Genomic DNA, 12,374 nt, shown 5'->3' on the forward strand with positions numbered 1-12,374 from the left:
GCGACAAAACTGGCAATTGAAGTGTAATGTGGTTGTACGTCACCCGATAAACTCATGAAGGTAATATTGGTTTCACATGCATTTGCAATGCGACGACTGCTGACCAAGCCTCGTGAATAACCAAACAAGATTATTTTAAGCATAACTGAAGGAGGATAAGCAGCCGCGCCATTTTTATCGTTGCTGTACCATTTATCAAAAGTACTTAAATCAAGGTGTTTGTCGACGATATGAGAAAGTGCGTATTCAAAAGTACCGGGGATAATTTGCTGTGCGAAATCAATCGGAATGAATTTACTTTGGCAAGATAAGTCAGGTTTGCCTCTTTACTTTATAAGAGTGCCATCACATTTAACTCTGAACGAATAATAACTATTAGATCACAGAGGGACTGCTCAATCAAGGTTGTTTTTTGTACAATTAAAGATTATGAAAAAAGAACGTAAAAACGTTCTTTCCGGAGAAAATCTACAGCCTCAGCGCCTCATTAAGCGGATTAAAATAGTGGGTAACAATGTTGAGGCACGAAACATAACCCACTGTTTTAATTACGTTTAAATACCTTGTTATAATGTGGCACTATCCTTGATAGCAAGTTCTATCCTGTAAAATATTTTTGTAAAGCTCGAAAAATCTATGACTTTGTAATTAGGCGCAACAATTTTATCTGCAAATATTGCTTTACTATAATGTTTTGATTTATCGAATTTTTTTTCATCTGGCTCAAATTTCTTTTTATTATATTCTCGCTTTAATAACGTTTTAGGAAAAAAATCCTCTATCCTTGACATTTTTCCTTGTTTACATGGAGTTGCAATTACATAAAAATTGTCATAGAGCTTATAGAAGTCTTGACTACCGTCAATACTACTCTTTGATTGAGTAATTGATTTTATTTGGCTATATATTTCTCTTGCTCCACGATCATTGTCTATAAGAATAATAACGGGCTGTTTTGATGGCTTAGCTTTGAATTTTTTTATAATCTTAGGGTAGTTTGATATAAAAGCTCTTAACAGATCTGATCCACCAGTGATGCCCAACAATCTTATTTCTAAATCTGAATACTTATAAAATGCCACCTTAGATTGCAAACCATCTTCAGTCTTTTCAATTAAATTAGGATATTGCTCATTTAAACTTTTTAGAGCACTTTTTAAATAAACATGATCAGTTTTCCCCTCACATATTATTATGGGCTTAGTATTACAATAAAATTTAGTGAAATATAAAAAATTTCGATAAGTCTTCTCTCTTTGATTCAGATCTCTAAATTCATTAGACTTCTGCGAATTGTGGAGATCCACAGAGTCTATATAAGATAACATCCCATTTAGTTGTTTAATCTTCCCTTTACTCTCTACTTCCTGAACAACACCTTTAGTAATAACTTTTTTCGATACTGTAAAATAACCGCTGCTAAGTAAATTGTTTACCATAGCTCTTACCACCCTCCAATATTTAGATGGTATAGAAAGCTTCTCATTAACAACAAGACCAGTTACATCTTGCCTTGAATTTTTATATTGAACTCGAGTTTTTTGGAGGTTTATCTTAAAGCCTGCTCTACTGATTTCTTTCTTAAGCTTTCCTGTAACCTTCCAATTATGCCCATCACAGATAACAAGTTCTTTGGATATTGTTTTACTGCGAGAAGAAAATGTTAGGTCATCAGCATACCGGCTATATTTACATTTATTCAACTTGGCTAGCTTTGAGAGTCTTACATCTAAAATATTACATATAAGATTTGTAATTACAGGTGAACAAGGGGCTCCTTGTGGTAAATGCCCTTGAAAGCATGCTATTTGTGCGATTGTCGTAGCTACTTCTTTACTTAATTTGAAGTGCTCGTTTACAAGGAAAAAACCTCTAACTCGACCAAAATTGAATGCGGTAAAAAAATTCTCTAAATCTAAATTAATTACATACCTTTTTCTTGTATGAGATTTGGCATTTGAAATTATAGAGCAATCTTTCTTAAATCCGTGTGATGGTGATTTCTTTTTCGACCTATTTTCAATTTCTTGTAAACAAGATTGTAATAATGTGGAAAGTTTCTTTTGTAGATCTTTTATCTCATCGATTGGAGATGTTATGGATCTTGTACCGCCTGTTTTTTTAGGAATTGAAAATTTAGAATACTTCTCTGAATCACTTAAACCATAAATTAAATACGTAAGGTGTTTTAATTCAATACCCAACAACTTTGATAAATCTTGACGGGTTGTGCAATTCAAAAGCAGACTTAAGTGTGACATAGATGATACCTTGAGGATGGAAGTGGTTTACAGGCACTCTTTAGCTCGGCGCAGCCATATTATTCAAACGTGTCGTTTATAGGAGCATTTAAGCCTGACATTATTTCCACTTATTGCGAAACGCAATAAAAAAATCTGCCTGTAAACCATTGAAAAATTTAACATTATAGACTTAGTATGTCAATCGAAAAACAAACATTATAACATCTTGTATGGATAATAAATCCACAACTTAAATAATTTATTACACCAAGTTCGGGTAAAGTGAGGCCCAAGCTTTGGCTGCAACCAAAGCCTTCTTATTACAATTGAAAAGTGCGGAAAAGTGCGGAAAAGTGCTGGACACCCAAACATTGAAATTAATAATATCAAATAGTTACAATAAAACCTTACTCAAGATGACTACACCCCTTCCTCTCGTTAAGTTTTCCTGAATTAATGATTGCCTTTAGCAAGGAGAGGCATGGATGTCGAGTCTGAGCGGTGCGTTAAAAAGGAGGTCATTACTCTTACCCAAAGGAATAGTTTAAAAACGAATTGGGAGCCAGTCTCTTTGCTTACTTTATTTTTATGGTAAGAAAAAGTATGTCACCGACAGGGCAAAAACACTGCAAATAAAAGCGTGAATGACTGGACGAGCAAAGGCAGAATTTGCACTTATCACTCTAGGTAAAGTTGCATTCCCACAGAGGACCGAAGGAACGAGGTAAAAATAAACTTGAAAGACCAATTGCCCCTGGTTTATTCTCAAAAACATATTATTCGTTGCTAATAAAAGCTGTTTATTCAAGAAACCAAATTTTCAAGGAAGGTTAAATTTGGAAGATACCGTTAATAGAGTTATTAAAGTTCACCCCAATTCAAAACGTAATGCACTAACGCTGATATGCCTTGGATGCACTTTGATTTTTATTTTTTGGATTATCAGTTTATTTCTTTGGCAAGCCATTAAAATTCAATTGATTTTGCTCATATGTATCAGCTTAATGATTGCATTTATTGGGCTCCTTAAATATTTGGAGCCTGAAACCAGCTTTTTTATCACACCTAAAATGATTGAATATTGTCACCTTAATGGAAAATGGACATTACCATGGCAAGATATTATACGCTTTGGAGAAGTTAAAGCGGACGTCAGAGGACAGAATACACAGTTACCTTACCTAGGTATCAAACTGAATAATTTAGAACATCTCGCCAAAAACATATCCCCAAGGCTTGCCAACAAGTTAATTCACGAACAACAAGAACTAATCGTTTTAGCGATCATTAATAAAGAAATTAGTGCTGAAGAAGATCTGATTAATTTTGAACCATTCACGTTAAATGAAGTGATATATAAAGGCCCAATCGCAGGATGGTTGCATCGTACGGAACAACTCGCCAAAGCATATGGTTATCATCTCTACTTACCAGAAAGCAGTTTAGATCGAGATATAAACCATTTTTTAACATTATTAAAAGAATGCCATCACTACATCATTGTAAATGGGCCCTCTTAGCTTTTGCACGACCACAAGGAAGTAATCAAATAAAAACGCACTCGAACGTTTTTGTCTGGATAAAAAACGCCCTCTTAATGCACCGAATATTTAATAAATGTAAGTACTAATTACTTTTTAAGTATCTAGCCACCTCAACAACTTGATCATGAGTACCTGTCGATAACAGTTTATCTACATTATAATCGTTACATAAATACTCTTCTTTACTCCAAGCAGAAGATATTTTACTTCCCATCAAAAGCTTACTCCCACTATCGCATTGAGTGTAGCCATTAGAGTGCGCCGCGACTTGCCAAGTAAAGTAATTAGTCACAAATGCTATAATTGAAATAATTAATACGATACCTACTGCATACCCTAATTTAGATTTTAATTTTTCATAAAATGTATTTTCAAATAACTTCAACAGAATATCTGCAATACCGATAAATACAGCCAACCACATAGCGATAAAACCAGGGATAATTAAAATATCAGCAGTGGATGAAACAATGACAGGATAATCACTATATGGATATAGAATACCTTGGACAATCTCATTAAATAAATAAGAAACCATCAACCAAGTAGTAACAATACTTATAATTGCTGTAAATAATACTGCAAATATAAAAGTTGTATCCAAATTATTTAATCGTTGTTTGAAAGACTTTACCATGGATTAACAAGCTCACTAATAAGGTTACTAAGTTCCCTTTTTACTTTAATTTTTATAGACTTAACAATTGTTTCAGTTGTTACGATGTAAACTCTATAGAGTTCCTCTCGAATACGTGTTGTAATCTGATTCATTAACTTGTCTTCTTTTTCTTCCAGATATTTAATTAATGATTTAGTAATTTTTAACCTTTCATCAATAGAGTTTAATACTAAACTTACTGCAACTCCGATAAGAATCCCCAAACCAATTGCTACAACAGCAACTGTAGCACTAGTAAGTATCAAACCTGCAAAAATACCAGCTAAGGCACCTACTAATGCTTTAACAATATCAGTAGTTGTTGTTGCTAACCAGTTTGTCCAACGATAATCCTCTTCAAATAACCAATTAATACTATTTAAAGTTATAGAAAAGAATATAGAAACATAAAAACCACTTTTAGCACCTTGTTTCAAAGCTTCTTTACCAATACCAACGCTTATAACCTTTGTATTACTAGCAAGATACCGAGTACCTTTCAAAATATTTCTGAGTTTATGGTTGCCTTTAAAAGAAATATATTTTTTACCATTACGAACACTTAATTCATATTTACCAAGAAGGTTTCCTGAACGTCTAAAGTCATTTGCAATAGCTAAAAATGAAGTACTATCTTTAATAGCAGAACCATAAGTAGCTGCGCTAGCTAATGAAACTTGAGCAATAGATAACCCTGTGATCTCAGATAAATGTTCCTTAATTGCAGACAGGGATTTCCCCCGAGCTATCTCCGCAGCGACCCAAAGTTTAAAAAACTCATCTTGAGTAAGTACAAAAATATCTGTCTGATGTTTATTAAAGTCGCTTTCTAGGCTAGACCTTAGCTTTTCTCTTTTAATACTTGGATGATTTTGCGGTAATTCATTAAAAAAAGGTCCAGGCATGATTATACAATCCTTTATTTATAATATTTTATATTTTATATACAACAACCAAAGAATGTAAAATAAATATATTAAGAATTACTAATATATTGTTTGTAAAACTTAAAAATTCTAAAAACAACAAATATAGATCTTAATACTAGAATTATTTTTCACTATTTTCTCCTGCCTATGTTACATCATTATCACTGTTCTCATCAAAATATATAGGCTTTGTAATTTACCCAAAGTGCTATTTCTCGTCTTCGCTCGTCGAATCTTTTTTAACCTTAATTAACATTTTCCAACGATGTCTGCGGCTTTACTTTCTCTATACCAGTAGATAAAGCAAAGAAGAGAACAGGCACAGGATCGCTTTCTAATCCAACTTACTAACGCATTGAAACGTACCGTTTCGAACGTGCATCCATGTACTAGCCTCACCTCACCCAAACATCCTATTTGGTATTTTTAAAGTGTAATAATTATCTAGGAAAGCTTGACGGTGGAAATGTCGTGGCGCGATGGGTAAGGCTTTACTAATTAACTGATTCATCAACGATTGGATATCCCGTACTTTGGAACCACTTTCGACTCCAAATAATACATTGAATTTGTTTATAAAAGGTTTAGGTGCCCAATACTTCATTTGGATATGTACAAATTTTGATTTATATGAGTAGTCCTCTCATCGAAGCTAGTTGATATTTCCAGCTTTGTTTTCTGCCCTATCCAGTACTATTTTGTTATCTAACCAACAAATGCATTTTAAACGTAACTTTTCGGAAATGCGCCCCTTAAACCACTCCAAAAAAGTTACCTCTTAAGATTAAAGATTAACTTGGCGGTACTTTATTGAAAACTTATCATCATCACTAATATAAGCTTCTTTGAGTGATATTTTTTGCTCAAAGTTTCTTTTATTCTCGTTTATTCGAGTAATAAGCTTTTTAATAAGCTCTCTTTTATTATCTGGGAATTTATAGCCTAAAGTAATACAAACTATCTCTGCATTAATTCTATTTCTATCATGATTTGGATAGTCAAATTTTTCAAAATATATTTTATTCATATGGTTTGAAAATAATCTAACTTCACGCTCATACTCCCATCCCTTATTTTTAGTTAGTAAAAATTGATTGAATATAAATAAATCTTGTTCTGCATTTCGTTTTAATTCTTCAGTGTAGGAAATTTTCTCTATTCCAACGCCCTCTGGAAGTTCACCACCAAACCAATATTCAATCATTATCCCTTGATGCTCTTCAGCATAATGAGACCACATCAGCATGGAGTTAATATTGAGAGATAGAGAAAATGTTCGATAGTTTGAGTCAATAAGCTGCCCTTCACCTACTTTATTTAACATAGGTAGTTCTATTGGGTCATTTAATTGCTCTCTGCTTGATAAGTAAAAGTATTGGTTTGTTAAAGCATCAAGAGTGTTCATATTAAAATAAGAATATTTGAATAGGCGCTTCATTCCATCTGCTGTAAATGTATTCCATTGAAATTGGTTGGTTATCGCAATATTGAATATTTGTTTTAGTTTTACAAAATCTTCTTCTGAAATATCTATATCAGATAATTTTGTTCCAGCAGAAATATAATTTCCAATTATTACATGATCTTTTTCTTTAGATAAGAGCATTAAATTTAAAGCATATTTGTATTGCTCAAATGCTAAAGATAATTGATCTTTTTTTTCATAGCAAATACCAAGAATATTATGTGAGTTCATCGAAGGTACATTTTTTTGTGGCAGGCAACAATATTATCTATTACGTAATCGTATTCTTCAGCTTTTATTCCTAAATTATAAAAACCGAGTAAATCTTTATCCAATAAAGTTGAGCCAAGCTTTTTATTCTTCTTTTTCTCAAATTCATTCTGATAATAAGCTTTATTCCACTGCTCTTTAATAGCCTTAAGCTCTTCTTTTAGCGTTGAATATTGGAAACACACCATTAACTCTAAGCTATCAATAAGATTTTTAGCTTGATTATAAGTTTCAAAAGAATCTATTAAGCATTGTAATGATTGTCCACTTTTAAAACGCACCTTTAACTCTTTAGTTTTTAATTTAAATTGTAATATTTTATAAAGAGAGTTGTTTTCACCTTCGACATAATCACTTTTTTTGTGAATAAACTGCATTATCTCTTCGTCTAATTCATCATCTAATTCTAATTTAGCTAATAAATAATAAATACGAGCACTGAAACTATGCCTGAGTAATATATCGTTTTCAGGTGCTTCGTCATAATGAGTAATTACATCATGAAATTCTTTAGCCTGAAATGCAAATTTGATAATTGTTTCTCTTGTCATCAAGTTTTCTTTAAGATGCTTTTGATAAATGCTTTTGTAATCATCGGTACAAAAATCAGATACTTGAAATGGGTAAATATTAGATATTACCTTCTCTTTATCAACCAAGCCTTTCTCTGCATATGGCTCTATAATACCGTAACTAATTTTATCCATTGAATTAATAATAGTTAAGCCTTCCTCAATTTCATCAAGGTGGAAACAAGCCAATATAAGTAAATTTGATTCACATGTAACCTTGTCATCCATAACTATTTTTTTTATAAGCATCCATTGTTCAGTTGATAAGCTTTTTGTATTTTGAAAAGTAATAAAAGAAGTGTTAATTATATGTATGACATTATCGTATTCACATCTTTTGTAGCGAAATTCCAACACATAAAGCCAAGAACTCATATTATGATCTTTATTATATAACCCCCAATGCCCGTCAATATTACCATTATCCAATTCTACTGATTTTTTATAAAAACAAGTTGGGATGTGCTCATTGAGTATTTCGTTATAAATTATACTAGCAGTATCACCCAAGTAGCAGTATGCAGCTGACTCATTTCCATATTTTGAAATAATTTCATTGTAGGTAGTTTGGGTATTTTCTTGTTTAAGATCTTGAATAAAATAATAAAAGCCTAAATACCATTTATTTTCAGAAGAATTTCGATACTCCTCTAAAAAAGTAAGAGTAGAGTACTGCTTGGTTTTTATAGCTGTAATTATTTCTTTTTCACTTATGTGATGCATTTTACCCACCATTATAAAAATAGATCTATTAGTTAAAAAAAGCTGGGCTCCCGCATGTTTAAATTATCAATATCAAATATTTACAATAAAAAATTACTTTATATGGCTACGCCCACTCCCATCATTGAATTTTTATTAATCAACCACCTTTACTAAACGAAAGTAGCTAGCAACTCAGGATTAGTTTCTTTTCTCTTATTGACTTGGCTTATCCACTTTTTCATTTTTACCTATAAAAGTAATGAGTAAGGCGACCAAAACACCTACTAAACCGATACTTGAAAATACAATGCTGTACTCACTTTTAATACCAAAAATGTTTAATAGACTGGTTATTAGTAATAATGTCATCCCAAGTGTTTTTATTTTCGTTAACCGCTTATTTAAGCTAAACCAACCGTCACAAGATGGACACTGCTTTTCCACGTAGATACTATTTTTATTGATGCTTTTAATATCTTTCGGGCTCATTTTTTCTTGGCAATGTGGGCACGTTACTTTCACTTTTAATCCTTGAGGCTTATTAATTTCAGTTAACAATCTGATAAGGCAATAAAATATCATAATTTTATATTAATCATGCCATTCATTTAAACGTCTAGTTAAAAATATGATCCTCTAGCCTTTGAATTAAAAAGAGTGCTTACCTAAACACGACAAGAATAAAAGCTATTCTGCTTTTCTAGTCGATGGGAAAGCCAGTGGATATAGTTGGGGAAAATACAGAATAATGAATTCCGTATGATGAAAACGGCCCTTTCTTACTATTAATCAATGCTAGCTAAACTCTTTTTCTGGTAGAATTCAAAACTTAATATCTCATCTTTTCATCCACATAAGAGTGAATTACATGACACATCCAATTTTAGGTACGGCAACCTCGGCAAGTGCAACTAAGGCATTACTATTAGGCTCAGGCGAATTAGGCAAAGAAGTGGCTATCGAGCTACAACGTTTTGGCATCGAAGTGATTGCTGCTGATAGCTATGCAAACGCGCCAGCAATGCAAATTGCGCATCGTTCACATGTTGTCAGCATGCTAGATGGAAAACGCTTAGAAGAAATCATTCGCTTAGAAAATCCTGATTTCATTATTCCTGAAGTAGAAGCGATTGCGACTGATACTTTGTTGGAGTTAGAGCAACAAGGTTTTAATGTTGTCCCGACTGCGCGTGCTGCAAAATTGACCATGGATAGAGAAGGCATTCGTCGTTTAGCCGCTGAAACGTTAAGCGTGAAAACTTCACCTTACATTTTTGCCGATACTAAAGAAGAGTATTTACAAGCCGTTAAAGAGATTGGCCAGCCTTGTGTGATTAAGCCTGTAATGAGCAGTTCAGGTAAAGGTCAAAGCGTGGTAAAAACGGATGCAGATTTAGATAACTCTTGGACTTACTCTCAAGAAGGTGGCCGTACTGGCGAAGGTCGCATCATTATCGAAGGCTTTGTTCCATTTGATTACGAAATCACTTTATTAACGGTTAGCGCGGTTGATGGAATACACTTTTGCGCCCCTATTGGGCACCGTCAAGAAGACGGTGATTACCGTGAATCATGGCAGCCACAAGCAATGTCTGAAACAGCATTACAAAAAGCCCAAACCATTGCGACAAAGGTAGTTACTGAATTAGGTGGGTTTGGTTTATTTGGGATGGAATTTTTTGTAAAAGGTGATGAAGTTTACTTTAGCGAAGTCTCGCCTCGCCCACACGATACAGGCTTGGTGACATTGATTTCACAGGACTTATCTGAGTTCGCTTTGCATGTGCGCGCTATTTTAGGTTTCCCTATTGGTAACATTACGCAATACGGCCCTTCAGCTTCGAGTGTTATTTTAGGTAATGGCACATCACAAGATATCCAGTTTGAAGGTGTCGCCACTGCGCTAGGCAAAGTAGCAGGTTCGCAGATACGTTTGTTTGCAAAACCCAATATTAACGGTGGTCGCCGTTTAGGTGTCGCGATTGCTCGTGGTGACAATATTGAACAAGCCATTGAGAATGCAAAATCTGTTAGTGCTGCTGTAAACATTGCTTATTAAATAAAGGTTTATTAAATAATGGCTTATTAAATAAGGATTTATTGCAGAACCCTGACATAGCCTTTAGTAAGCTCAGGCAAGGATCGAATTATTCGACAGCATCGTTTTATAAAAGCGGAAATCTACATAAACTAGCGTAATTTAATAAACGACATATACCAAAAAAGGCAAATCAACATGATTTGCCTTTTCGTATTTTATTAACTTAATTCTTGGAATTTAAAATTTGTATTCAAGGCCTACTGATGCGTATTTCATATCAGTTGAAAAGTCAGAATCGCTGTCTGCGCTATCAACATCTAAGTCATTATCATAGACGGTATAATCGACTTTAACTGCCCAGTTTTTATCTAAGTGGTAACTCACCCCTACCCCGGCAAATAACCCAGTGTCCTCTTCGTTTCCATCAACTCCCAGCACAGAGTAATCCGTTTCATACCAGAGCTGACCACCTTTAGCATAAATTTCGATATTGTTAGTTACTGGTAAACCTAATTTTAACCCAAGGGTATATCCATCGGTTTCTGCACTTGCAACAGAGTTTCCATAATCACCAAAATCTACATAACTCCCCTCAACAGCAACATATTCATTCAAAGAGTAACCCAAGAATACTTGATAAGCGTCTTTATCATCATCAAATTCGTCATCCCCATCCACTCGTAAATAGCCATAATTACCACCTACATAAACACCTGCCGCATCGGAATCTGGGTTATATGCTTCTGCATGCACCAATGTTGCAGTGCTTAAAAAACCAGTTGAAATTAATGCGTATGCTAAAATTGACTTTTTCATTGTATGCTCCATAAGTGTTTTATTATTTAATACTCATACTGAATTACTTTGTTAGTAGAGTTGCTCTTCAAGATATTAAAACTATTTAAGTTACTTAAGTTTTACAAAATATGTGCCAATATTTATCCCTGTAAAAAGGCTATTTTCCGTTCTAAAAATGTACAATCTATTGTTTTCATATGTACTTTTTATAATTTACTATGAAGAAATTACATACTCTCATTGCTCAAAATAAGTTTTGAATACCTGCATGTTTAGAGTAAGCACTAGCAAAAAAATTCAATAAAATCTTACTCATTATGTCTAGACCCACTCTTCCCCATTAAGTTTGTTTAAATCAATCACTGGCCTTAGCCAATTAAGATAAGGAACCGTTGCTAGCGAACTTATTCACATAGATGTCAGGTATGAGCGGTGTATTAAGGTGACTGCTACTGCTTTGTCTCAAAGGTATAGATCAAAAAACGATACAAGTGCCTTTTCTTTACTTTTTGGAGGTCTGGATTTCTTTGTGAAAGGGAAAAATAACTTGCCGATAGGACCCAGTACTAACAATAAATATAATACCGTGGAGATAAAACTGGAGATCTCTAAATAAATTAAGGCTAGGTTACCATTCAGAACAAAGTATTAAAGATAACCGGATTCAAACACTTGTTTTATTAATGCGACGAATAGCATGGCAAATACTAAGATAGGTAAAATTTTACTGTATTTAGCTTGTTGTTTAGCATCGATAGGTTTGGCATAACGCTCACCCAATATCACCATCAAGGCAACCGCCCCAAATAACGCAACCAAGATCCAGATGACTGTCATATTCCTCTCCTACTATTCTACTTTTTGTAATAGTTACATCATGTGTTCCACATATCAAATACATCAATGTGAATGGGTATTATACCACTATCCATTACCCAAGCCGTTGAGAGGAAATTTATAGACTAGAAGAAGCAAAAGTAAAAGCCATTTTAGTGGTTCCTCTTCTTTCGATTATAAGTTGCATGAAAAGCTTTCAATTAGCCCTGTAATAGTTACAGGGTAAAAATACCGTTTACTTTGGTTAATAATAAATATCATTATAAATCAGTGCTTTATTTTTTGGCACACAACTTGTAACGCTTCTTACTG

11 protein-coding genes are annotated in these 12,374 nt (G+C 33.6%); 2 read left to right on the forward strand and 9 right to left on the reverse strand.

The genetic code is table 11. From position 1 onward, the window contains the following. Together V5290_RS11850 and V5290_RS11855 are read right to left on the reverse strand one after the other, a co-directional pair. Positions 1 to 290: transposase (locus tag V5290_RS11850; RefSeq protein WP_333386198.1), on the reverse strand; the 290-nt coding region annotated here is incomplete at its 3' end. A gap of 276 nt (positions 291 to 566) precedes the next feature. Then, complete coding sequence (locus tag V5290_RS11855) at positions 567 to 2,261, reverse strand: retron Ec67 family RNA-directed DNA polymerase/endonuclease (protein WP_333385856.1); 1,695 nt, start codon at positions 2,259 to 2,261, stop codon at positions 567 to 569. A gap of 986 nt (positions 2,262 to 3,247) precedes the next feature. Between V5290_RS11855 and V5290_RS11860 the strand changes: the two genes are divergently transcribed. Beyond that, positions 3,248 to 3,763 (forward strand): DUF2982 domain-containing protein, encoded by a 516-nt coding sequence (locus tag V5290_RS11860; RefSeq protein ID WP_333385859.1) that lies wholly within the window; start codon positions 3,248 to 3,250, stop codon positions 3,761 to 3,763. Between the two features lie 106 nt (positions 3,764 to 3,869). On the opposite strand, the gene V5290_RS11865 is transcribed toward V5290_RS11860, so the two are convergent. From V5290_RS11865 to V5290_RS11885, 5 genes are all read right to left on the reverse strand, one after another. Beyond that, on the reverse strand, positions 3,870 to 4,424 hold the full coding sequence (locus tag V5290_RS11865; RefSeq protein WP_333385862.1) for a hypothetical protein: 555 nt from the start codon (positions 4,422 to 4,424) through the stop codon (positions 3,870 to 3,872). After that, entirely contained in the window at positions 4,418 to 5,350 is a 933-nt protein-coding gene (locus tag V5290_RS11870) for a hypothetical protein (protein WP_333385865.1), read from the reverse strand. The genes V5290_RS11865 and V5290_RS11870 overlap by 7 nt, the downstream gene beginning before the upstream one ends. A gap of 808 nt (positions 5,351 to 6,158) precedes the next feature. Further along, complete coding sequence (locus V5290_RS11875) at positions 6,159 to 7,070, reverse strand: DUF2971 domain-containing protein (protein ID WP_333385868.1); 912 nt, start codon at positions 7,068 to 7,070, stop codon at positions 6,159 to 6,161. Then, positions 7,067 to 8,404, reverse strand: coding sequence for a hypothetical protein (locus V5290_RS11880; RefSeq protein WP_333385870.1), 1,338 nt, complete (start codon positions 8,402 to 8,404; stop codon positions 7,067 to 7,069). Before V5290_RS11880 ends, V5290_RS11875 begins: the two co-directional genes overlap by 4 nt. A 195-nt stretch (positions 8,405 to 8,599) precedes the next feature. After that, positions 8,600 to 8,908 (reverse strand): hypothetical protein, encoded by a 309-nt coding sequence (locus tag V5290_RS11885; RefSeq protein WP_333385873.1) that lies wholly within the window; start codon positions 8,906 to 8,908, stop codon positions 8,600 to 8,602. Between the two features lie 346 nt (positions 8,909 to 9,254). On the opposite strand from V5290_RS11885, the gene purT reads away from it, so the two are divergent. Further along, a complete protein-coding gene (gene purT / locus V5290_RS11890; protein ID WP_333385875.1) occupies positions 9,255 to 10,445 on the forward strand; it encodes a formate-dependent phosphoribosylglycinamide formyltransferase in 1,191 nt (396 codons plus the stop codon). Positions 10,446 to 10,664: 219 nt separating this feature from the next. Here purT and V5290_RS11895 read toward each other — a convergent pair whose 3' ends face one another. Together V5290_RS11895 and V5290_RS11900 are read right to left on the reverse strand one after the other, a co-directional pair. After that, positions 10,665 to 11,243 carry a porin family protein gene (locus V5290_RS11895; protein ID WP_333385878.1) on the reverse strand — a complete coding sequence of 193 codons (579 nt, stop codon included), beginning with the start codon at positions 11,241 to 11,243 and terminating at the stop codon, positions 10,665 to 10,667. A 630-nt stretch (positions 11,244 to 11,873) separates the two neighbouring features. Continuing rightward, positions 11,874 to 12,062, reverse strand: coding sequence for a hypothetical protein (locus tag V5290_RS11900; protein WP_333385881.1), 189 nt, complete (start codon positions 12,060 to 12,062; stop codon positions 11,874 to 11,876). Between the last annotated feature and the right edge of the window lie 312 nt (positions 12,063 to 12,374).

Source organism: Psychromonas arctica, from assembly GCF_036697365.1.
GTDB classification, from domain to species: domain Bacteria; phylum Pseudomonadota; class Gammaproteobacteria; order Enterobacterales; family Psychromonadaceae; genus Psychromonas; species Psychromonas arctica_A.